At 56.6% G+C, this 21,057-nt stretch carries 20 protein-coding genes, 1 tRNA gene and 1 riboswitch; of the genes, 7 read left to right on the forward strand and 14 right to left on the reverse strand.

Going from position 1 to position 21,057, the window contains the following annotated elements; translation table 11 throughout:
• Positions 1-4: 4 nt before the first annotated feature.
• Together AC2TE5_RS07705 and AC2TE5_RS07710 are read right to left on the reverse strand one after the other, a co-directional pair.
• Entirely contained in the window at positions 5-127 is a 123-nt protein-coding gene (locus AC2TE5_RS07705) for a hypothetical protein (RefSeq protein WP_023335174.1), read from the reverse strand.
• Positions 127-1,260 (reverse strand): D-alanyl-lipoteichoic acid biosynthesis protein DltD, encoded by a 1,134-nt coding sequence (locus AC2TE5_RS07710; RefSeq protein WP_484613318.1) that lies wholly within the window; start codon positions 1,258-1,260, stop codon positions 127-129. Before AC2TE5_RS07710 ends, AC2TE5_RS07705 begins: the two co-directional genes overlap by 1 nt.
• 277 nt (positions 1,261-1,537) lie before the next feature.
• Between AC2TE5_RS07710 and AC2TE5_RS07715 the strand changes: the two genes are divergently transcribed.
• Positions 1,538-1,625: transfer RNA gene (locus AC2TE5_RS07715), tRNA-Ser, on the forward strand.
• 18 nt (positions 1,626-1,643) lie between these two features.
• Here AC2TE5_RS07715 and AC2TE5_RS07720 read toward each other — a convergent pair.
• Positions 1,644-1,886 carry a hypothetical protein gene (locus AC2TE5_RS07720; protein WP_484612957.1) on the reverse strand — a complete coding sequence of 81 codons (243 nt, stop codon included), beginning with the start codon at positions 1,884-1,886 and terminating at the stop codon, positions 1,644-1,646.
• A gap of 162 nt (positions 1,887-2,048) precedes the next feature.
• On the opposite strand from AC2TE5_RS07720, the gene AC2TE5_RS07725 reads away from it, so the two are divergent.
• Positions 2,049-2,954 carry a LysR substrate-binding domain-containing protein gene (locus tag AC2TE5_RS07725; RefSeq protein ID WP_121425781.1) on the forward strand — a complete coding sequence of 302 codons (906 nt, stop codon included), beginning with the start codon at positions 2,049-2,051 and terminating at the stop codon, positions 2,952-2,954.
• 47 nt (positions 2,955-3,001) lie between these two features.
• Here the strand turns inward: AC2TE5_RS07725 and cobO are convergent, their stop codons facing one another.
• The 10 genes from cobO to glmS all read right to left on the reverse strand — a co-directional run bounded on the left by cobO (position 3,002) and on the right by glmS (position 14,092).
• Positions 3,002-3,604, reverse strand: a complete 603-nt coding sequence (gene cobO / locus AC2TE5_RS07730) for a cob(I)yrinic acid a,c-diamide adenosyltransferase (protein WP_484612958.1) — start codon at positions 3,602-3,604, stop codon at positions 3,002-3,004.
• 9 nt (positions 3,605-3,613) lie between these two features.
• Positions 3,614-5,266, reverse strand: a complete 1,653-nt coding sequence (locus tag AC2TE5_RS07735) for a class I fumarate hydratase (RefSeq protein WP_213328343.1) — start codon at positions 5,264-5,266, stop codon at positions 3,614-3,616.
• 82 nt (positions 5,267-5,348) lie between these two features.
• Positions 5,349-6,350 (reverse strand): glutaminase A, encoded by a 1,002-nt coding sequence (gene glsA, locus AC2TE5_RS07740; protein ID WP_213328342.1) that lies wholly within the window; start codon positions 6,348-6,350, stop codon positions 5,349-5,351.
• Positions 6,351-6,403: 53 nt separating this feature from the next.
• On the reverse strand, positions 6,404-7,696 hold the full coding sequence (locus AC2TE5_RS07745) for a dicarboxylate/amino acid:cation symporter (protein WP_484612959.1): 1,293 nt from the start codon (positions 7,694-7,696) through the stop codon (positions 6,404-6,406).
• A 165-nt stretch (positions 7,697-7,861) separates the two neighbouring features.
• Positions 7,862-8,179, reverse strand: coding sequence for a DUF4387 domain-containing protein (locus AC2TE5_RS07750; protein WP_121425786.1), 318 nt, complete (start codon positions 8,177-8,179; stop codon positions 7,862-7,864).
• On the reverse strand, positions 8,176-9,546 hold the full coding sequence (locus AC2TE5_RS07755; protein WP_213328340.1) for an acyclic terpene utilization AtuA family protein: 1,371 nt from the start codon (positions 9,544-9,546) through the stop codon (positions 8,176-8,178). The genes AC2TE5_RS07750 and AC2TE5_RS07755 overlap by 4 nt, the downstream gene beginning before the upstream one ends.
• Positions 9,547-9,549: 3 nt before the next feature.
• Entirely contained in the window at positions 9,550-10,791 is a 1,242-nt protein-coding gene (locus AC2TE5_RS07760; protein ID WP_213328339.1) for a methylaspartate ammonia-lyase, read from the reverse strand.
• Positions 10,791-12,236 (reverse strand): methylaspartate mutase subunit E, encoded by a 1,446-nt coding sequence (locus tag AC2TE5_RS07765; protein ID WP_484612960.1) that lies wholly within the window; start codon positions 12,234-12,236, stop codon positions 10,791-10,793. The genes AC2TE5_RS07760 and AC2TE5_RS07765 overlap by 1 nt, the downstream gene beginning before the upstream one ends.
• An 18-nt stretch (positions 12,237-12,254) precedes the next feature.
• On the reverse strand, positions 12,255-13,643 hold the full coding sequence (glmL, locus tag AC2TE5_RS07770) for a methylaspartate mutase accessory protein GlmL (RefSeq protein WP_213328338.1): 1,389 nt from the start codon (positions 13,641-13,643) through the stop codon (positions 12,255-12,257).
• Positions 13,643-14,092, reverse strand: a complete 450-nt coding sequence (gene glmS, locus AC2TE5_RS07775; protein ID WP_121425791.1) for a methylaspartate mutase subunit S — start codon at positions 14,090-14,092, stop codon at positions 13,643-13,645. The genes glmL and glmS overlap by 1 nt, the downstream gene beginning before the upstream one ends.
• A 518-nt stretch (positions 14,093-14,610) precedes the next feature.
• On the opposite strand from glmS, the gene cobA reads away from it, so the two are divergent.
• Genes cobA through AC2TE5_RS07790 form a run of 3 tightly spaced genes read left to right on the forward strand, consistent with a single transcriptional unit; the run spans position 14,611 to position 17,141 of the window.
• Complete coding sequence (gene cobA / locus AC2TE5_RS07780) at positions 14,611-15,381, forward strand: uroporphyrinogen-III C-methyltransferase (protein ID WP_484612961.1); 771 nt, start codon at positions 14,611-14,613, stop codon at positions 15,379-15,381.
• A 37-nt stretch (positions 15,382-15,418) separates the two neighbouring features.
• A complete protein-coding gene (gene cobD / locus AC2TE5_RS07785; protein WP_484612962.1) occupies positions 15,419-16,489 on the forward strand; it encodes a threonine-phosphate decarboxylase CobD in 1,071 nt (356 codons plus the stop codon).
• Positions 16,490-16,493: 4 nt separating this feature from the next.
• On the forward strand, positions 16,494-17,141 hold the full coding sequence (locus AC2TE5_RS07790; RefSeq protein ID WP_484612963.1) for a precorrin-2 dehydrogenase/sirohydrochlorin ferrochelatase family protein: 648 nt from the start codon (positions 16,494-16,496) through the stop codon (positions 17,139-17,141).
• Here the strand turns inward: AC2TE5_RS07790 and AC2TE5_RS07795 are convergent.
• The gene (locus AC2TE5_RS07795; protein WP_219324096.1) at positions 17,133-17,999 is read right to left on the reverse strand and encodes a GHMP family kinase ATP-binding protein; all 867 of its coding nucleotides are present in this window, start codon (positions 17,997-17,999) and stop codon (positions 17,133-17,135) included. The two genes, AC2TE5_RS07790 and AC2TE5_RS07795, sit on opposite strands and share 9 nt — an antisense overlap.
• A 444-nt stretch (positions 18,000-18,443) precedes the next feature.
• Positions 18,444-18,618, forward strand: a riboswitch (cobalamin riboswitch).
• Positions 18,619-18,718: 100 nt separating this feature from the next.
• Here AC2TE5_RS07795 and AC2TE5_RS07800 point away from each other — a divergent pair.
• Both AC2TE5_RS07800 and cbiB read left to right on the forward strand, forming a co-directional pair.
• On the forward strand, positions 18,719-20,098 hold the full coding sequence (locus AC2TE5_RS07800; RefSeq protein WP_484612964.1) for a cobyrinic acid a,c-diamide synthase CobB: 1,380 nt from the start codon (positions 18,719-18,721) through the stop codon (positions 20,096-20,098).
• On the forward strand, positions 20,095-21,054 hold the full coding sequence (cbiB, locus tag AC2TE5_RS07805; protein ID WP_484612965.1) for an adenosylcobinamide-phosphate synthase CbiB: 960 nt from the start codon (positions 20,095-20,097) through the stop codon (positions 21,052-21,054). The genes AC2TE5_RS07800 and cbiB overlap by 4 nt, the downstream gene beginning before the upstream one ends.
• Positions 21,055-21,057: the final 3 nt, after the last annotated feature.

Genomic DNA, 21,057 nt, shown 5'->3' on the forward strand with positions numbered 1-21,057 from the left:
GGCCTCAGAACTTTTGATATTCAAAATGCAGCTGCATACTCATGCTGTCATCGACAGAGGTCCACGCGACGATGGTGATCGCCAGCAGGAGATAAAGGAAAAAAAGACGGATCGCGATTTTCATCATTAAAAACTCTGTGCAATAAAGCGAATCATAGGAACCCAGGCCAGTTCGGAAGGGTGCAAACGATCCCAGTTCCAGCCATTCTGATAAGGCATGGCGTACATATCTAAATAAGGGATCTGGTTCTTTTCCAGAATGGTTTTAATTTGCTTATCAACCGGGCGGAAGGTATCGGTATTGTAAAGCGCCCAGGGGTTAACCGGGTCGACGATAGCAATCACCTGCACGTGACGTTCTTTCAGCAGCTGAACGGTTTTACTGAATGCGGCGATTTGCGCAGGCACGACCGGCGTGTCATCCCACTGCTGTGGCTTACCGTCCTCTTCGTAAATCGTTTTGTCCATCCACAGCGTGGCCGCGCTCTGCTGGCGTTTTTTATTTAACTCGCGCGCGTTCGCCAGCTCTTTATCCCAGTCTGGGGCGATGTGGGTGGTTGGCTGCTGCGGCCAGGGCTGTACCGTCTGGGGCGTGACGTTGAGCAGCGCCAGCCAGTCGTTTTTTATTAGGGTGCAGAGGTTCGCAAACTGGAAGCTCAGCTCGTCCCACATCAGATCGGGGTGCCAGCCAAAGACGCGCATTTGGCCAAAGGTTAAATGGCTTATGTCTTTACTATCAATATGCTTTAAATAATTAACCAGCAGCGGGCGCGCCTGCGGATCCTTCATCAGCGGATTAAAAATAGAACCGGGGAAATTATCGGCATAGATAGCCGGTGGCAGACCTTTTGAGTAAAAGCTGTCAGGTGCCAGAAGCAAAACCACTTTACTGTTTGCGTTAAGGCTATTTTTAAAACGTGAGAACAGTAAAAATTGCGTTTCGTCATCGACAAATGCATCGCCATACGCCACGACGGGCGTGTGCAATTGCTTATTAAAGTAATTATATACAGCGTAATGTTCATCTTCTGAGGTTGCCACCTCAGACGCGCCAATGAAGAAAATAGCATTCCCTTCTAAGGCGTGAGAAATAGTCGCAATTTTTTCCGCTTGTTCTTTCGGCGTGCCGTCCATTGATTTAATCAGCGGCTGGAAGGTGAGGGGCGGATCGAAGCTCGTCACCAGTGGGTGAACGCACAGAAACAGAATGGCCAGGGTCGCCATCAGGATATGTAAGCAAAACGTATTTTTGATTTTCATCATCAACCAGTAACACTGCATGGCAGTAATTTCTAAAATCTGTGACTGCTCAGATTTATAACAATTACACAACAAATGACCGTTTATTTTTGTGGCATTCTATACCAGAGCGATTTAAAAGGATGAGCGTTGCTGTGTTACGGTATGTACAAGCGAGCAGAGACCGATGCGCCGTCAGCGTCTGGGTGATTTTTGCGCAGTCAAACGCCGGTGGGTAAAATTAGAAAAATTCCTGCTTTACAAGGCGCTAATAGATGTTTATAGTGCGCCTCACTTTGGAAGCGTGGCCGAGCGGTTGAAGGCACCGGTCTTGAAAACCGGCGACCCGAAAGGGTTCTAGAGTTCGAATCTCTACGCTTCCGCCAAATTCGAAACCCAGGTCGTTATGCGACCTGGGTTTTTTGTTTTGATCCGGTTTCAGCATGCGCGCTGGAGCGCCGGTTATCGAAAGGACGTACACAAAACCCCGTTCTATTTTTAGCACAACGTTTTGTTTTATATTTTTTAACGTTCTGTCCTGCACTATTCCTGTTTTTAATGCCCATACGGTTTTTCGTATAATAAGGCGCTGCCGCCATTATGTAAGACACAAATTGAACAGGTCTTAATAATTTTTCATGTTTCATTTCATTTTCAGCAAGTACTCTGGCCTGACGCGCAAAACTGATTAAATCATGGTGTGGATCACTGCCGACGGAGCATAACTAAAATATAATGGCGGTATCGTTCTGAAGCAGGGTTTATTCGCTTCAAAAAATTACTGTTACCCACCATGAATGGAAGACATGATGAGAGGAAAAATCCCCAAGAGCGAGCTGCTGGTGACGTTCGAAGTTGTGGCGCGTCACGAAAGCTATACCCGCGCCGCAGAAGAGCTGGCGTTAACGCAGAGTGCAGTGTTCAGACAGGTGACGGCCCTGGAGGAGTTTTTACACACCTCATTATTCAATCATGCCAAAAAGCGGATTTTTCTGAATGCAGCGGGAAAGCATTATCTGAATATCGTCAAAGAGACGCTTAATAAGCTGGAACGCGATACAAATATGATAATGTCCTGGCAGCCTGCCGTTCAGGTTGTGGAGCTGGCGGTAAATCCCACCTTCAGTACGCATTGGCTGATCCCTAATTTATGGGAGTTTAATAAATTAAATCCTGATATTATTGTTAACATTCACTCGCTGGCCAATATCGGCGATTTTTTAAATCGTGAATACGATGCGGCTATTATGCGCGCCGATTTTTGTCCCCCGTGGTCGGAAGTCGATTATTTATTTGAAGAGGAGATCCTGCCGGTCTGCAGCCGAAGCTTGCTCCCCAGCGCGGAGCAGAAGCTGGGGGTGGAGGAGCTGCTAAGGGAGTTTCCGCTGTTACACCAAAGCACCCGCATCAATGGCTGGCAGGAGTGGTTTGCGCTGTCCGGTATCACCAGTCCGGACGTGAACCTTGGCCCGCGCTTTGACCTCCTCTCAATGCTGATTGCCGCAGTACGATCGAATCTTGGGGTCGCGCTGCTTCCCCGCTTCGCCATCCAGCATGACCTGGACTGCGGCGAGATGGTTATCCCCTGCGATGTTCCTATCCGCACCGGCAACCGCTTCATCATGACGTGGCGAGAGGAAAAGGCTCAGTCCCTGCCGTTACAGACCTTCCGCGAGTGGCTATTACAAAAATCAGTGGTCTCGCCGGTAGAGTAATAACACCGGATGGCGGCAGCGCGGCGCGCCATCCGGTACAGACACGCTTACCAGTCAATGCCCTCCTGCGCCTGAATACCGCTGTCAAATGCGTGTTTTACCGGACGCATTTCGCTAACCGTGTCGGCAAGCGCCAGTAACTGCGAGTGGCAGCCGCGCCCGGTGACGATCACGGTCTGCTGCACCGGACGGTTCTCAACCGCCGCGATCACCTCCTGGGTATCCAGATAGTGATACGCCAGCATATAGGTGAGCTCATCCAGAACCACCAGGTCGTAGCTCGGGTCAGCCAGCATGCGTTTGCTCTCCTGCCACACTGCCGTTGCGGCTTCAATATCCGTCTCCCGGTTTTGCGTCTCCCAGGTAAAGCCGGTGCCCATAATGTGAAACTCGACGCCGAGCGGATGCAGGGTGTTGTATTCGCCATTATCCCACTGGCCTTTAATAAACTGCGCGACGCCAACGGTTTTACCGTGGCCGACGGCACGCGTTGCCGTGCCGAAGGCGGCGGTGGACTTGCCTTTTCCGTTGCCGGTGAAGACGATCAGAATGCCTCTCTTCTCTGTTGCCGCCGCCACGCGGATATCAACCTGCTCTTTGCGCTTTTGCTGTCGTTGGCGGTGTTTGTCTGCGTTAGCTCGCGCTTCCATAGTCGCTCCTTAATGTCCGGCAGGGCAGGATGCGCAGCGATGCTGCTGCTCAAACTGGCTGAAGAAATTATTCCCTTTGTCGTCCACCAGCACAAAGGCGGGCAGATTTTCGACCTCCATCATCCACACCGCCTCCATGCCCAGTTCGGGATACTCAAGGCAGCGCAGGCTTTTCACGTACTGCTGCGCCAGCAGCGCCGCCGCACCGCCGATGCTGCCGAGGTTGAAGCCGCCGTGCTTATGGCAGGCATCGGTGACCTGCTGGCTGCGGTTACCTTTGGAAAGCATGATCAGGCTTCCGCCCGCGGCCTGGAAAGCATCGACGTAGCCGTCCATGCGCCCGCCGGTGGTTGGACCGAGGGAGCCGCAGGCCTGATTCTCCGGCGTTTTCGCCGGACCGGCGTAATAGACGATATGGTTTTTCATGTACTCCGGCATCGGCTCGCCGTTATCCAGCCGCGCTTTGATTTTTGCGTGGACAATATCGCGGGCGACCACGATCGGGCCGCTTAACGACAGCCGGGTGCCGATGGGCAGGGCGGACATATCGCGCAGGATCTCGCGCAGCGGGCGATTCAGGTTGATCTGTACGGCTCGGGCGTCGTTTGCATCACGGCTGGCCTCCGGGATATATTTCCCTGGGTTATGCTCCAGCTTCTCCAGCCAGATACCGTGCCTGTTGATTTTCGCTTTGATATTGCGGTCGGCGGAGCAGGAGAGCGCCATGGCGACAGGGCAGGAGCCGCCGTGACGCGGCAGGCGGATGACGCGAATATCGTGCGCGAAGTACTTGCCGCCGAACTGGGCGCCGATGCCGAATTCGCGGCTGGCGTTGAGCAGCGTGGCTTCCAGCGCCGTATCGCGGAACGCCTGGCCCAACTCGTTCCCGCTGGTGGGCAGGTTGTCATAATATTTTGTGGAGGCCAGCTTCGCCACCTTCAGCGCCTGGTCGGCAGAGAGGCCGCCGACCACAAAGGCAATGTGATACGGTGGACAGGCCGCCGTACCGAGCGACTTCATCTTCTCGATCAGGAACGCGGTAAGTTTATCCGGCTGCAGAATAGATTTCGTTTCCTGGAACAGCGCGGCTTTGTTAGCCGATCCGCCGCCTTTATTGACAAACAGGAAGCGATATTCGCTCCCCGGCGTGGCGCTGATGTCTATCTGCGCCGGCAGGTTGGTTTGGGTGTTGACCTCGGTGTACATGTCCAGCGGTGCGTTTTGCGAGTAGCGCAGGTTACACTCGCTAAAGGTGGCGTAAATCCCCCTGCTCAGCGCTTCGGCGTCATCCCCGCCGGTCCAGACGTGCTGGCCTTTGCTCGCCACAACGGTGGCCGTGCCGGTATCCTGACAGTTTGGCAGGACGCCTTTTGCCGATACTTCGGCGTTGCGCAGCAGCTGCAGGGCGACATATTTATCGTTACTGCTGGCCTGCGGGTCGTGCAGGATGCTGGCTATCTGCGTTAAATGTCCGGCGCGCAGGAAAAATGAGGCTTCATAAAAGGCCTGCTGGGCCAGCAGGGTCAATGCCTCAGGCGCCACCTTAATGACCTCCTCGCCCTCTAGCTCCGTCACCGTAACGTGCTGCGTGCTGAGGAGTTCATATTCCGTCGTATCGTTACTCTGAACAAACAGGTCCTGCCAGACAAATGGTTTAGACATAGTACTTCTCACTTTGTGGTTGTTTTTGCCGGGCGCTGGCGCAGCTGCCGCGCCCGGCTGACAAAATCACAGGCTATTAGGATCAATGGGCTAAAAAGAGGTTGGCCTGCGTCGCCCCGGCGACATACGCAATCGTCTGCTGGGCGCGAACGCTATTCCCGGCGGCGTCCAGCGGCGGCGAGTAGACCGCGATGGCGTATTGACCGGGCACGATGGCAACCATGCCGCCGCCGACGCCGCTCTTCGCCGGGATCCCAACGGTGTACAGCCATTTGCCGCTGCCGTCGTACAGCCCGGCAATCGCCATTTCCGCCAGAACCTGCGGCACGTAGCGTTCATTCAGCAGCTGCTTACCGTTGAAAGGCGATTTGCCCTTGTTCGCCAGCACCGCGCCCATTTTGGCGAGCTGCTCAACGGTGATGTCTACGGAACACTGGCGGGTGTAGATTTCGACGGCTTCCCGGGTATCGCCATAAAAGCTGTTGTAGGAGGCCATCAGCATCGCCAGCGCCTGGTTATGCTGATTGGTCTCCATTTCTGATTTGAACACCGGTTCGTTGACGGTCAGCGAGGCATCGGCCCACGCGTTCAGGTTATTGAGGATCGTGTTCCAGCGGTCGGTCTTATCTTTCGCCTCAATCAGGCTTACCGTGCTCATCGCCCCCGCGTTCACCAGCGGGTTTTCCGGCGCGCCTTTGGTCAGCTCAATGGCTAAGCCGGAATTGAAGGGCAGACCGGTCGCGCTGGCGCCGAGTTTATCCAGCACCTCCTGCGGACCGCGCTGCTCCATCGCCAGCGCCAGGGTGAAAACTTTGCTCAGCGACTCCATTGGAAACGCTTTTTTCACGTCGCCAACCTGGTAAATGTTGCCGTCGACCGTGGCGAGGGTGATGGCGAAATTGTCGGGGCTATAGGTCGCCAGGGCAGGGATGTAGTCGGCGACCTTCCCCTCATGATTACCTTTGAATTTTTGGTGAGCCTGCTCAAGCAGCTGCGCGTAGTCCGGCGCGGGTTGCGCCAGCGCGGCGGCGCTAAACAACAGGCTCACGGATAAGAGGCTGACGCCGAAAATGTTTATCTTCATGGGGCTATCCTGTCATCGGAAGACGAAAGGCCAACGACGGTTGGCCTTTGTAATCAATACATGGCGATTTCAGTTTCTGAAGCGGTGCTCTCTTTGGCCGGAACCTTGCCGCGGCAGCCGACGCCGAAGTGCTCGCCTTCCCAGCGACCGACGATAGCGGCACCCATCGCGTTACTCATTACATTGGTGGCGGAGCGGCCCATGTCGAGGAACGGATCGACGCCCATCAGCAGAATCAGGCCCGCTTCCGGAATGTTGAACTGGTTGAGCGTGGCGGCAATAACCACCATCGATGCGCGCGGCACGCCCGCCATTCCTTTAGAGGTCAGCATCAGGATCAGCAGCATGGTGATCTGCTCGCCAATGCTCAGCTCGATGTTGCACGCCTGGGCGATAAACACGGTCGCAAACGAGCAGTAGGCCATTGAGCCGACCAGGTTAAAGGAGTAGCCGATGGGCAGGACAAAGCTGGCAATCCTTGAGGAGACGCCGAATTTTTCCAGTTTGTTCAGCGTGCCCGGGAAAGCCGCTTCTGAACTTGAGGTCGTAAAGGCCAGCAGCGCAGGTTCGAAAATCGCTTTAGTCAGACGACTGATGCACGGACCGACAATCAGCGTGGAGAGGCCAATCAGAATCGCCCACAGCAGGCCGAGCGTCATGTAGAACTCGCCCATGAAAATACCGGCGCTGACCATCACGCCCAGACCGCGTTCGGCAATCAGACCGGAGATTGCGGCAAAGACGGTCAGCGGTGCAAACAGCATGACGTAGCCCGTCAGCTTCAGCATCACGTGCACCAGAGAGTCGAGCACCTTAATGATGGGCTCGGCTTTCTCGCCAATGGCCGCCAGGCTGCAGCCGAGGAAAATTGAAAACACCACGATTTGCAAAATCTCGTTGCGGGCCATGGCATCAACGATGCTGGTCGGTACCGCGTGAGAGATAAACACTTTCAGCGTGAACGGCTCGGACTGAACGGCCGCAACGGCCCCGGCGTCATGGGGAACAAAGTTAATGCCTGCGCCAGGCTGGAAGATGTTGACGATAACCAGCCCCAGCGCGATGGACAGCAGCGAGGCGCAAATAAAGAGGAAAAAGGTTTTGGAGAATATTCGGCCAAGCGTTTTAGCATCACCCATTTTGGCTATGCCAACCACCAGGGTGGAAATCACCAGCGGGGCGATAATCATTTTCACCATGCGTAAGAATATGGTGGTGAAAATAGGAATATCCTGTGCGTACGATTTTGCTGTATCTGCTGATGCCATATTATTAATGACCACCCCGGCTATCATGCCGAGTATCAAACCTAATATGATCATTTTCGTTAAGCTTATTTTTTTCATGTTTACTCCATCGGATAAAGGTTGGTTAATGTGTAGGGGCGCGTGCGCCTGAGCCCTTACGAACCGCTCAGACGCACGTTTGTTGTGACCAACCGCATGAATTATCTGGAATACAGTGATACAGCAAATATCTATATCCCAATGGACGTTGTTGTATTTGTAGTGTTACAGATCGAACTCGATACTTAATAACGGTGCATGCTGCTGGGCACCATAGACATCATTGTCGCCGACGTTGCCGGAGATAATATCGCGAGGCATGACGATTTTGACCGCATTGGCCGGGTCGAACCAGATAATGCGATGTATAAAGTCAGGCTTAACGTTATATAAACGGGCAATAAGCTGCGGCGTTAATTGCTCCGAGGCTTTTACCCGCTGATAGTCTTCACGCGTTTTAAATAAAATATCCAGAACCAGCTCATACGGTCCGGCGTTTTTAGAACGAATGACCTGCGCCAGTGAGCAAATACCGTGTTTCATAGCTGAACTCCTTCTGGCGTGACCTGCTCGAGGTGGAAATCAAAACGCAGCGCGTCGCTCGCTTCGATCAGGTGGTAGATTGAGAACTCATACACCGGGCCGCTCTGAATGTCGGAAGGGGAGAACGGGAACGCGAGGTTGCCCGCCGTTGCGATCCGGTTTTCATAGCCGTAGTGCAGCAGGGTAGAGCGCACCAGCGAACAGACGCTGTTGGCGATATCCTGGGTGGGGGCTACGACATCCAGCAAAATCCCCAGCTCGTGCCCGGCGGACTGCATCGGCTCATGGTTGCCCATCACGCCATTCTTTCCGTACAGGTGGAACGTCATGCGGATGCTGTCGTCATTCAGCGAGAGGTTGCGCTTCACGCTGGCCTGCACTTCTTCGAGGATATTATCGATCCCGGCAATCATGATCGGGTCGCGCGTACCGGCAATGGTCAGGCAGCGGAAGCCGACCCGGCGGGCGCCTTCCAGCTTCAGCGCATACGGCGTTTCTTCGTGGCGGGAACCGCTGACGTACACTTCGCCCTCGTTGACCGCTTTGAAGCTGCACCCTTTCAGGTTCAGCACACCGCCCGGCCCCGGCAGGAAGTACGGGTCGGATTTCTCATACAGGGTGTGCGCCGCGGCCGACGTTTCGGTGAATTTACGCTTCGGATTAAACGTTTTCAGCGTAAAGCCGTTATCGTCAATGATGCCCATCGCGCAGTCGGAGCCGGACCCCGGCGTAGCGGCAATCGCCGCGCACTCCAGGATCTTACCGCAGTGCAGCGCCAGGCCTTCATCGAAGCCCTGCATGATGGGCAGCGCGGCAAAGCAGGCCGGATCGTACGCCCGTCCGCCCAGCACCACCTGCGCCCCGGCCGCCAGCGCCCGCTGGAAAGGCTCGATACCCATTTGCGCCACGATATAGGTGCTCTCTTCGATGGCCTCGTGGGTCAGCGCCGGGACGAAATCCAGGGCGGTGATTTTCCCGTTATCCAGCGCCTGATGCACGGTGGCTTTATCAACATCCGACGGGATCAGCGCCATAGAGAACGAGAGCTTCTCTTCCTGAGCAATCTCAAGGATTATCTGTCGGCACCACTCCAGATGCGGCGCGGCGCCGGACCCACCGGCGGTACCGATCACCACCGGAATGTTGTGCTTAACGCCGGCCACGATCATATAGCGCAGATCGCGTTTTACCCCCGCCCGGTCGGTGAAAGGCTTACCTGCCCCCAGGTAGTGGGGGCCAGGGTCGGAAGAGCCCGCGTCGACCGCAATAAGATCCGGCGACGCTTCCATGGCCTTACGAAAGCTCTCTTCCGGGAAGCCATAGCCCAGGATAGCCGTTGGCGATAAGATCTTAAATGTACGTGCCATCTGTTAATCCTTAGTCTGCAACAGTGCGATGGTGCGGTTCATTTCGTTAAACACGATATTAAGACCTTCATCGAAGCCCATGCCCGGTTTGATCAGCATGCGCATCGGGCGAGCTGCGAGGGCCACGTGCACGCAGGTGCGGGCGCTGATTTCCGTCTCGTTACAGGTCCCGCCCTGATAGGCTTCCATGCCGTGTTTGTTGCAATACAGCACCGCATCAACGATGTTGTGAATACCGCCCAGATCCGGGGTTTTAATCTGCACCATGTGGCAGCTGCCCGCATCGGTGAAGTCCACAATGTCCTGATAGGTGTTACACCACTCATCGGCAACGATTTTCACGCCGGAACCCAGACGCATCAGCTCGTGGGTGATGGCGGTCAGCAGGCGGATCTGATCCGGCTTGTTGCCCGCATCCACCGGCCCCTCGATGTACAGCGGCAGGCCCTGGGCCTCTTTTTCGAGGCTGGCGATATAGGCGGCGCAGCGTACCGGGTCCATATCGAAAATCAGACCGATGGTGCCGTATACGTCGATGTGCAGCGTCGGGCGATAGCGCGGGCTGGTGCGCAGGCTTAAGATGCGGTCGGATAACCAGCGCACATACTCGCGCAGTTTTTCCCCCTTCAGGCCCAGCTTCTCCTCCACGTTGTTGATAAGCGCGTGCGGCAGCACGTCAACGCCTTTGAGGATCATCTTGTCGACGGCAATATAGCGGTCGTCGCCGCTCTGCCCAAATAACGGAATGGCCTCCGGGACGCACGGCAGCTGCCATTCATCACACACCACTTCCGTTTTCAGACGGCCGGTCGCCAGCGCCGCCGCGTCGAGCAGCGCCTGCGACAGGCCATAGCGCACGGCGGTATGCAGCAGATGGCCGTCTATACGCAGTTCGTCAAAGAAGCGGGCGTTCGTCAGGAACCGGTCAACCTCACGGCCTTCCAGCAGCGGCTTGATGTGATCGTTGAGGAACGGAATGAAGTGTTCAGCCAGGAACAGCGGATCGCGACCGCCCGCGCCTGAATATTGCACGGCTGCACAATCGCCCACCGCCACCGCACCGTTTTCCAGAATCAGCTGTACGGAGACGCATTCACCCGCCTGACGAACGGACGTAAACCCGGGCGTTACCGGATTGCCGGTATAGATGAACCCGTCATGCCCGGCACCGTTTTTGATGGCCTGCTGATCGTCGAAATAGAATGAGGAGTAGCCTGCGGTGAAAAGGGCCTGCTTAATTTTCATTATGGTCTTCCTATTAATTTACTGTGGGATACCGCGTTGATGTCATCAACAACCATCTGGAATGAGGGTTTACGGCCTTCAAAACGCGCGCGCTCGGCGACGTAATCGTGATGCAGGGCGAGAATATCTTTCGGCAGCGGAACCGCACCGGCTTCCAGCACGCGAATGGCGCCTGCGTTATCACGAACCGGCAGGATTTTGCCCGCGTTGCAGGAGGCGGGGGCGAACGGTACGTCCAGCACGCCGGCTTCAAACGCCAGCACCGTCCCGCGCGCGACGTCGCCGTTGCCCAGCTCGAAGACTTTCTTCAGCACGGCGCGGACTTCACTCTTAATGAGCTCGACCTCCTGCTCGACGGCGGCGCACGGCGGGAATTTCTGATCGCTGACCATGTTGAGCATCTGACGCGAGGCCTTCAGCCCCTGGGCGTTTGCGGCGGCGGTCGGAATACCGAACGCTTCGTGCGGGCTCTTGGTGATCACTTTGGTCGCCCCGGACATACCGGCAACCGCTGCGCCCCAGGAGATAATGGCAAACGCTTTCGACTCATCTTCCGGGAAGCCGCCCATCCACTGGTGGAAGACGGTACTCAGCTCGTAATCGTCAAAGCCGTGGTTATGGAAATATTCGTGGGACAGCTCGCGCAGGGCCTGAATCGCGGCGATATCCTGCGTCAGGCTACCGACCTGGCCGTAGCCAACGGTAATTGACTTCACGCCCTGTTCCAGCGCCAGCAGGCCTTCGATAATCGCCACCGAGTGGGACACAAACGGCGGGATCAGGGTGCCGGTCAGCGGGCCAAACGGTTCACGGTTAATGCGAATGCCGTTCTCTTCGTACAGGCCCATCAGGCGGTCGCAGTACTGCCAGTCGCGGATGGATTTTTCCAGAGTGACGCGCTTAGCGTACGGAATGTTGTAGGAGATACCGCCGCCCTCATAGCTGGTAAAGCCGCTGGCCATCGCGATCTCCGCCAGCAGGCGCGCATCCGGCGTGCCGTGACGTACCTGAATCGGTTTCTCCAGCGCTTCCGTCATGCGGCGGCAGGCGGCGACGCCGTGGTTGACGACCGGTAAGCCGTTAAGCCTGGAGGTGCCCGCTTCGATGGATTTTTGGATCCCTACCGCCGCCTCTTCATAGCGATTCAGACGGGTATAGGCATCGATGGTGCTGGGCAGCAAATCACAATCTTCCTGCAGCGTTTTGAGCAGGGCGATATGTTCATCCATCAGCGCTACGCCTGCGCGCGGCTGGCTCAGGGTCTTACCTTCCTGGTCCGCCTTCAGCAGGGCGTGAGAAAAGCGTTTTTGTTCAGGAATGGTTTGCTGGTACTTCACGCCATCTTCGAAGTTCTCAACGTCCTTGCCGGTGTGCCAGGTCTGCAAGACCTGTTGCCGCTCAGTCATGAATTCGTCATGGGTTAGCTTTTTATTTCGAAGTTCCATTCGTTGCTGCCTTAGGTTTTATAGGGTTAAACAATGAATACTGGTGCGAGCCGCCGCCTGCGGGTCCAGCCTGGCGACGTTCGCCAGCAGAGGAAGCAGACCTTTTGCATCGCGGTAATAGTCAAACTGCCCGGGTAAAAGCACGCGCCTGCTGCTGTCGTCCAGCTCGCGGTACTTCAGCCAGCGGTGAATATCGAACTGGCTGGCGCGGGAGAGCCATCCCCCGGAGCCCACCACCTTGCGCACGGTGGTCAGATCGCGCCCCATCTGCAAATCGACGTTGCCTACGCAGGTGCAGACCTGTTTTTTGGTGCCGGCATGGCGCTCGCTGGCGTACCCCACGCACAGCCCGGCCAGCAGCGTGTCGAAATGCTTTTCTTCTTCGGTAACAGGGAGATAGTCCGGATGCGCGACCAGATGGCGCAGATAGCCATAAAACGCGTCCCTGCGCTGGGGCTGATGGGCAAACACCGCGTTCACCAGTTCCTGCGTACTTTCGCCGACCACCACCGCCGAGACGCGCATGCCGAGGTCGCCCTCTACGGTGCGTTTCACAAACGGCTCGGGCACGCCGTGCAGAACGGTATCGGGGGAGAGCATATTGGCGCTGGCGGAGTAGACGTCGGTGGTGGCACCGCCCATGTCGATCAGCATGAATTCTTTCCACGCGCTGTCGACATCGCTGATCGCCTTCACCAGCTCGTAGACGGTCCACGGCGTGGGCATCGGCTCTTCGCCGGTTTCCCCGACGATAACGTCCAGTCCTTTCCCCTTCACGATGCGGGAGAGAAAGACATCGCAGATGGCCTTGCGGGCGGCATAGGGATTCGGGTGATCGAGGTCAGGCAAAACGTTGTCGACCACGATCAGATCCTTGTGACCAAGAATGGCCTGCACGTCGTCCTGAATATCGCGATTTCCCGCGTAGATAATGGCGCAATCCAGGTTTGACGCTGCCAGCGCGCGGGCATTGGCCAGTCCGTGGCTCTCTTCGCCGCCGTCCGTACCGCCCGTGAACAGCAGAATGTCCGGCGGGGAGTCCTCCAGCGCCTGGATATCGTGACGGTTCAGTTTGTAGGAGTAGTACTGGGCGATTTTGGCGCCCGCTGAATGGGCGGTGACTTTGGCTGATTCCAGGGTTATCGACGGCACCAGACCCATTGCGGCAACGGCGAGCCCGCCTTTTGCCGACGACGAGTATTTCAGCGTAACGTCCCCGCTGTTAAGCAGCGGTCGCGCATCGGCAACGTTTAGCACCTGGTTCAGGCTGGTAAAGAAGCCCTCCGCCAGATGGTGGGTCGTCGTCGGGGTCAGAACGTGGTTGACCAGCGTTAGCGCATCACCCTCCGGCGTGAAGAGCGCGGCTTTGGTCCACGTCGAGCCAATGTCGACTGAGACGATTTGCATCAGAAGCCCTCTTCAAGACAGAGCTCTTCAACGCGCTGACGCTGCTGTATATCGTTCGCCATCAGCTGACAGACGTCTTCCAGGTCGTGGCTCGGGGCGAACACGCGGTTGAAACCCATCTCTTTGAATTTGGCTTCGACATCGGCGAAGTCGTGCTTGCCTACGACCAGATTACCGCCAACATAAAGCAGAATGTCGCCGATACCGCGTTCGATGCAGCGCTCGCGCAGCCCCAGGCAGTCGATGTCGCCATGGCCGTAGATGGATGAAACGACAATAGCATCAGCACCCGTTTCGATGGCCGCATCAATATATTCATCCTGGCTCACCATCACGCCAAGATTGATGACGTGAAAATCATGGGAAGTAAAAACGCGGTCCAGAACTTTATTGCCTACCGCATGGCAGTCAGCACCAATGACGCCAATAACAAGTGTTGATTTCTTCATGGGTAATCCTCTGTAGGGCTGATGGTGAAAATAAAAAGGGTATTAAAAACGGTTAATGTACATTGGGTCGGTCAATGGTGTTGGAGTGTGTTTTGAAGACGAAAGGGAAGCAATTGATCTATTTTCAAAAAATCCTTCCAAAAATGACGATGGTAATGGCGTAACATTTAAAAGTGTTTTATATCAATTGGTTGTGGGCTATTCATTTTAGGCTTGATATTTATCTGTAAACGTCGCTGACAAAACCATTGTAATATTTGTGATCGCGCGCCTGTTTTATTGTTGATAGTGGTTAATATGTTTTTTTAAGCATAATGACCAAAGCAATAATGGCGTAATGGCAGAGGAAAGGCGGTATTCACTGTTTTATTGATATTGGTCATAAACGCCATTCGTAAAATTAAGAAAGAGTGATAAACACATCAAATTTTTGACGCGTGGAGGGGATGTATAATTCAGCGCTAATTTTAATTATCCGCTTTCTTGCGTCTTAAAATATTTAATCTGAGGATATAACGATGAGTAAAGGGAAGGTTTGGCTTGTAGGGGCAGGGCCTGGCGATGCGTCTTTAATTACGGTAAAAGGTCTGCACTGTATCCGCCATGCGGAGGTGATTGTTCACGATCGCCTGGTTAACCCTGAACTACTGGCCCAGGCTCCGGCAGGCTGTCTGGTTATTGATGTCGGTAAAACCCCAAGCCATCATCCGGTCCCTCAGGAACAAATCAATGCCCTGCTGGTCAGGCATGCCGGGGAAGGGCGACAGGTGGTGCGTCTGAAAGGCGGAGACCCCTACGTTTTTGGCCGCGGGGGCGAAGAGGCCGAGCAGCTGGCGAAAGACGGCCTGACGTTCGAAATTGTGCCGGGGATCAGTTCCGCGATTGGCGGACTGGCCTATGCCGGGATCCCGGTCACGCACCGTCATTACGCCTCCAGCTTTCATATTGTGACCGGCCATATGTGCCAGGGAAACGACCCGCAAAACTGGCATGCTCTGGCGCAAATCAACGGAACGCTGATCGTTCTGATGGGTATGACCCGGCTGGCGGAAATCTGCCAGCAGCTTATCGAGGGAGGCATGTCCGCCGGGACGCCGGTGGCGGTGGTGATGTATGCCAGCCAGCCTCGTCAGCAGATCGCCAAAGGCACGCTGACCGATATCCACCTCGAGGTTGAACGTCAAAAACTGCATGCTCCGGCGCTTATCGTCATCGGTGAGGTCGTCAACCTGCAGGAGATACTGGCGTTTACCGCATCACATCTCGCGCTGAATCAGATCGTTGTCTGATGTTATCCTGACATTTTGAAATGGACGAGTGAAACGAATGAGTGAGCATGGTGGTAACGTTCTGGAAACGGGGCTGCAGTTGGGGATCGATCCCGAGCTGCTGTTGGACTTTAGCGCGAACATCAATCCGCTAGGGCTGCCCGAGCGCGTCAGGTCGCTCATTGTGTCCCATCTGGATATCATCATGCAGTACCCGGACGTTGAATACCGCCATCTTCATCAGGCGCTGGCCAGCGCCAGCCGGTGTGACTATGACCAGACGATTGCCGGGAATGGCGAAACGGAGCTGATCTACGGCCTGGTGCGAACGCTTGCCCCTCGCCGGGCGATGCTGCTGGTGCCGGGGTTTGCCGAATATCGCCGGGCATTACAGCAGCAGGGTTGCGAGATAATCGACTATGCGCTGAGCGAGCAGAACGGGTTCCAGGTGGATGCTTCCATACTGGACGCCGTTCGCGCGCACAGGCCCGATTGCCTGTTCATCGCGACGCCAAACAACCCTACCGGGCTCATGCCTGATGCCGATCTTCTCGACCGGCTGGCCTCGCTGTGCGAAGCGCTACATATTGCGCTGATTGTGGATGAAGCGTTCATCGATTTTCTGCCGCAGGGCTCCACGCTGGCACCGCGGCTGGCGAAGTCACGCTATCTTTATCTGCTGCGTTCCCTGACCAAGTTTTTTGCTATTCCCGGGCTGCGCCTTGGGTATCTGCTGAGCGGAAATACGCAAACCATTCGCCAACTGAAACGCACCCGCGAGCCCTGGTCCGTGAATGCCTTCTCGGCGCTGGTGGGGCAACATTTGCTTCTGGATGAGGACTATATTGCGCGCAGCCACGCCTTTATCGCCCGGGAGCGGGATGTCCTGTGGCAGGCGATGACGCGCTTTTCCTCGCTGGCGGTCTGGAAGCCGCAGGCCAACTTTATTTTCTTCCGCTGCCTGCGTCAGGGTTTCGACCTGAAGGCGGCGCTGCTCGGCCATCATATTCTTATCCGCCACTGCGAAAACTATCCTGGGCTCGATCGCGACTACTACCGGATTGCCGTGCGTACCGAAGCGGAGAACCGCCGGTTTATTGACGCGCTGACTCACGTTTTACAAGGCTAGGGCGATGGACTATTTCCCGATATTTTGCAACCTGAAGGGGAAACGCTGCCTGATCGTCGGTGGCGGGCTGGTGGCGACGCATAAGGCAAAGGGGCTGCTGGCCGCCGGGGCGGTGCTGCGCCTGGTTGCGCCCACCCTGACGCCGGAACTCGCCAGCCTGCACGCGAGCGGTGACATCGAGTGGTTCCCGGCGACGTTTTCGCCGCGGTATCTGCAGTCATGCTGGCTGGTCATTGCCGCGACCAGCGATCGGCAGGTGAACCGTCAGGTCGCCGGGGCCGCCAGCGCGGAGCGTATCTTTTGCAATGTCACCGACGACCCTTCGGCTGCCACCTTTATCTCACCGGCTGTTATCGACCGTTCGCCGGTCATTATTGCGCTGAGCTGCGGGGGCAACGCGCCGGTCTACAGCACGATCCTCAAAGCGCATGTCGCAGACCATCTTCCTGCGGGCATGCGTGAAAGCGTGCGGCTGGCGGGGGCGCTTCGTGAAAGGATTAATGGCGCATGCGGTGACCGGGAGCGCAAGCGTGCATTTTGGGACGCGTTCTTCCGGCATGTGCCGCTGCAGCAGGCTTTAGCGCAGGAGCACGAGCAGGAGGTTAAGCAGCAGGTCGAGTGGCTCATTCAGCACAGGCTGCTGTCAGAGTAGCGTCACGCCGCCTTTTACCATCCGCAGCAGGTGGTGTTGAGGCCAGTGGCGGGTGAGCTGTTTTTTCGCCAGCAGCCATATCACATAGTCGACATCGTCTTTACTTCTGTCCAGCATCAGCCCCACCACGCTGCCGCTGTGCGCCACGTTCACCCCGTAAATACCGCACTCTTCCACCAGTGAGAGCAGGGCGTCAAAATCCGGTTTAGGCAACAGCCTCTGGCTGGCGATGGCGCTGAGGGTTGCCGCTTCGCCCAGTCGGTAAGGGTTTTGCGTGATACAGGACTCCTGGATTTTTTCCCACGCGCGTTTCAGCGCTGGCGCACCGGCCTGTAGCCCCGCCTGACGCGGAATGCGGTGGTAATCTGCCGTGCGCAGCGTTTGCGGACTTTCGAGAACAAGCAGGTCGAGATCGGGCTGGGCGTCGCAGGCAATCTGCGTTGAAGCGTCGTTATGATCGAAAAGGGTCAACTGGCGAAACACGGTACTGTCGGTGGGTTCGAGCGAAACGCAGAGCGCTGCCAGCGTGCTTTCGTCGAGCTGACGCCCCAGATGACGGGCGGTGGCGACGGCGGTGGCGGCAATATCTGCGGTGCTGCTGGCCATCCCTTTGGCTACCGGGATGGTCGAGTGCACGTCAATGCGGATATCCTGGCTTAGCTGCGCCGGATAGTGCCAGTGCTGCAGTAACCGCTCGACCATCGCGCGCGACAGCGGGCGTTCATCCGCCACGGGTGAGCCGTGGCTCACCTCAACGGTGCTGTACCATTCGACAGGGCAGGAGACCAGCTTCTCACTGCCCAATATCCAGCCCTGGATAAGCTCACCGCACGACGCGGGGCATTGCGCAACAGCCACCTTTTCACCTTTCTGGTCAGCAATTTCTGGAGCATAGTGTCATGAGGATATTCCTCTTACCTTGATATACCGCAAATTATAGCCTCCATATTATTCTGCGATCCTGCTGAACGCGTAATGCATCAATTAAACCACACGGCCCTGCGATGAATAGCAATATTATGTTATTGCCAGACTTTAATATCCTGATGAATTTTTATCACGATAAAATGAAAAAATATCAAGTGGTGCAATAACTTGTCGTAGCGCAATAAATATTGAGATTTTAAGCGTAATTATCTTTGCTTTTTATTTTTTGTGATAAAACGTTGAGTTATTGAGAAGGGCGCCAATTATTCTGACGCCACGTTTTACTCAGCATGGTTTTCATTTGCGGTTAAGTATTTGCCTAAGGTGAATTGAAACGCCGTAAATAGCATTGCTGTTTTGAGAACATACTCTTTCTCATAATGTAAGCCGACAGGTTTGCCACATTTGTGGTAGGGAAGGGGGTGACAATCCCCCGCAGCCCCCGCTGCTGTGATGCTGACGACCCCGTAATGACCACTGATCGCAAGATTGGGAAGGACGGGCGAGGAGGACGCTAAGCCAGAAGACCTGCCTGTCGGGAACGTTCAACAACTTCGGTGGGAAGTGGGTTGTACTGATGCATCATACAGTTGAAAGACTGGGACGACGTGTATCTATACCTCCCTACCACCCTGGACAGGATCGGGGTCATGGCGGCAATGCAGCACGCGTTTGTTCTGGCAGGTACCGGAAGCGGTTGTGGTAAAACCACGGTGACGCTGGGCCTGTTGAGTCTGTTAAAACAGCGTGGGCTACGCGTCCAGCCGTACAAAGTGGGCCCTGACTATCTTGATACCGGCTGGCATACCAACGTCAGCGGTACCTCCTCCCGCAACCTCGACAGCTTCATGCTTCCTGAACCGATACTCAACGCGCTGTTTTGCGAGCATATGCAGCAGGCGGATATCGCGGTCATTGAGGGCGTGATGGGGCTGTATGACGGCTACGGCACCGATCCGAACTATTGCAGCACCGCCGCGATGGCGAAACAGCTGGGCTGTCCGGTGATTCTGCTGGTGGACGGCAAGGCGGTTTCTACGTCGATTGCCGCTACCGTAATGGGCTTTCAGCAATTCGATCCCACCCTCAATATTGCCGGGGTGATTGTCAATCGCGTCAACAGCGAATCGCATTATCAGCTGCTCAAAACGGCCATTGAGCACTACTGCACGATCCCCGTGCTGGGCTATGTGCCGCACGTTGAGGGCGTCGGTTTGCCCGAGCGCCATCTTGGGTTGGTCACCGCCCGGGAGTCGGTCTCGGACCCGCAGACCTGGCAAAATTTTGCCGCCATTCTCGAACGTACGCTGGATATCGGGCAACTTCTCGCGCTCAGCCAGATGGCGTCGCTGCCGCAGGGCGCCTGGCCCGCGCTTCCTGACGGGGACGCCGGACGGGGGTTAACGCTCGCGATGGCCGATGACGACGCCTTCAGCTTCTATTACCCGGATAACATCACGCTGCTCGAACGTACCGGGGTCGACATTGTCCGCTTTAGCCCGCTGCGCGATAGCCGTTTACCTGACTGCCAGATGGTCTGGCTCGGGGGCGGTTACCCGGAGCTGCATGCGGCACGGCTTGCGGAAAACACCGCGATGCTCGCCAGCCTGCGGGAGGCGCACCGGCGCGGCGTGGCGATCTACGCCGAATGTGGTGGGCTGATGTACCTCGGCAGCACGCTGGAGGATAGCGAGGGGGTCACCCACCGGATGGCCAATATTATCCCCGGCCACAGCAGGATGGGTAAACGGCTGACCCGTTTTGGCTACTGTGAGGCGCAGGCGCGCCAGCCCACGCTGCTGGCCGATAGCGGGGAGGTGCTGCGCGGGCATGAGTTTCACTATTCCGACTTTACCCCGCAAACCCCCGCGGTGCTGGCGTGCCGCAAAGTGCGCGATGGCGTGACGATGCAGGAATGGGCGGGCGGCTGGCAGGTTGGCAACACGTTCGCGAGTTATCTGCACCTCCACTTTGCCCAGCGGCCCCTGATGCTCAGCCGCTGGCTGACGGCGGCGAGGGGGGCGTTATGACCCTGATGGCATGGTGCGTCGCGTGGGTGCTCGATGTCATCATCGGCGACCCGCAGCGCTGGCCGCATCCGGTGCGCTGGATAGGCAGCCTGATCGATACGGTGCAGCGGGGTATTCGCCGCTGCTGCCATAGCGACGCGGCGTTACGCGTTGGCGGCGGCGTCATGTGGCTGGCGGTAGTGGGGCTGACCTGGGGCATGGCCTGGGGCGTCCTGGCGCTCGGACGGTGGGTTCATCCCTGGCTGGGCTGGGCGATTGAGGTGTGGATGATGTTTACCGTGCTGGCCGGGCGCAGCCTGGCCAACGCCGCGCGGGACGTTGAACGCCCTCTGCGGGCGGGCGACCTTGATGAAAGCCGCGAAAAGCTCTCATGGATAGTGGGGCGCGATACCTCTCAGCTTCAGCCGGAACAGATCAACCGGGCGGTGGTGGAGACCGTCGCGGAGAACACGGTCGACGGCGTTATCGCTCCGCTGTTCTTCCTCCTGCTGGGCGGCGCGCCGCTGGCGATGGCCTATAAGGCGGTAAATACCCTCGATTCAATGGTGGGCTACAGGCACGAAAAATACCGCGCAATCGGCATGGTCAGCGCCCGTATGGATGACGTGGCGAACTCTATCCCCGCGCGCCTGAGCTGGCTCTTGCTGAGCGCTGCGGCATGGCTATGCCGCGAGGAACCCTCCCGCGCGCTGCGCGTCGGCTGGCGCGACCGCTACAACCACAGCAGCCCCAACTGCGCGTGGGCAGAAGCAACGGTTGCCGGTGCGCTGGGCATCCGGCTTGGCGGACCCAACGCCTATTTTGGCCAGCGCGTGGAAAAGCCGTGGATCGGCGACGCGCTGCGCCCGATTGCGGTAGACGACATTTCCCGAACCATTCGACTGATGTGGGTTTCCTCCACCCTGGCGCTGGCGCTGTTTATCGCAGCACGCTGGCTGATGGCTGGCGCGGCCTGAGGA

It is taken from the genome of Enterobacter sp. N5-15 (assembly GCF_057221635.1).

Excerpts from the sequence above, each read along its gene's own strand:
- AC2TE5_RS07750 (WP_121425786.1), bottom strand. The coding sequence starts at position 8,179 with ATGAAACACGGTATTTGCTCACTGGCGCAGGTCATTCGTTCTAAAAAC.
- cobO (WP_484612958.1), bottom strand. The coding sequence starts at position 3,604 with ATGGAAGCGCGAGCTAACGCAGACAAACACCGCCAACGACAGCAAAAG.
- AC2TE5_RS07765 (WP_484612960.1), bottom strand. The coding sequence starts at position 12,236 with ATGGAACTTCGAAATAAAAAGCTAACCCATGACGAATTCATGACTGAG.
- AC2TE5_RS07760 (WP_213328339.1), bottom strand. The coding sequence starts at position 10,791 with ATGAAAATTAAGCAGGCCCTTTTCACCGCAGGCTACTCCTCATTCTAT.
- glmL (WP_213328338.1), bottom strand. The coding sequence starts at position 13,643 with ATGCAAATCGTCTCAGTCGACATTGGCTCGACGTGGACCAAAGCCGCG.
- AC2TE5_RS07735 (WP_213328343.1), bottom strand. The coding sequence starts at position 5,266 with ATGTCTAAACCATTTGTCTGGCAGGACCTGTTTGTTCAGAGTAACGAT.
- AC2TE5_RS07745 (WP_484612959.1), bottom strand. The coding sequence starts at position 7,696 with ATGAAAAAAATAAGCTTAACGAAAATGATCATATTAGGTTTGATACTC.
- glmS (WP_121425791.1), bottom strand. The coding sequence starts at position 14,092 with ATGAAGAAATCAACACTTGTTATTGGCGTCATTGGTGCTGACTGCCAT.
- AC2TE5_RS07800 (WP_484612964.1), top strand. The coding sequence starts at position 18,719 with ATGGCGGCAATGCAGCACGCGTTTGTTCTGGCAGGTACCGGAAGCGGT.
- AC2TE5_RS07705 (WP_023335174.1), bottom strand. The coding sequence starts at position 127 with ATGATGAAAATCGCGATCCGTCTTTTTTTCCTTTATCTCCTGCTGGCG.
- AC2TE5_RS07710 (WP_484613318.1), bottom strand. The coding sequence starts at position 1,260 with ATGAAAATCAAAAATACGTTTTGCTTACATATCCTGATGGCGACCCTG.
- glsA (WP_213328342.1), bottom strand. The coding sequence starts at position 6,350 with ATGAAGATAAACATTTTCGGCGTCAGCCTCTTATCCGTGAGCCTGTTG.
- AC2TE5_RS07755 (WP_213328340.1), bottom strand. The coding sequence starts at position 9,546 with ATGGCACGTACATTTAAGATCTTATCGCCAACGGCTATCCTGGGCTAT.
- cobA (WP_484612961.1), top strand. The coding sequence starts at position 14,611 with ATGAGTAAAGGGAAGGTTTGGCTTGTAGGGGCAGGGCCTGGCGATGCG.
- AC2TE5_RS07790 (WP_484612963.1), top strand. The coding sequence starts at position 16,494 with ATGGACTATTTCCCGATATTTTGCAACCTGAAGGGGAAACGCTGCCTG.
- cbiB (WP_484612965.1), top strand. The coding sequence starts at position 20,095 with ATGACCCTGATGGCATGGTGCGTCGCGTGGGTGCTCGATGTCATCATC.
- AC2TE5_RS07720 (WP_484612957.1), bottom strand. The coding sequence starts at position 1,886 with ATGAAACATGAAAAATTATTAAGACCTGTTCAATTTGTGTCTTACATA.
- AC2TE5_RS07725 (WP_121425781.1), top strand. The coding sequence starts at position 2,049 with ATGAGAGGAAAAATCCCCAAGAGCGAGCTGCTGGTGACGTTCGAAGTT.
- cobD (WP_484612962.1), top strand. The coding sequence starts at position 15,419 with ATGAGTGAGCATGGTGGTAACGTTCTGGAAACGGGGCTGCAGTTGGGG.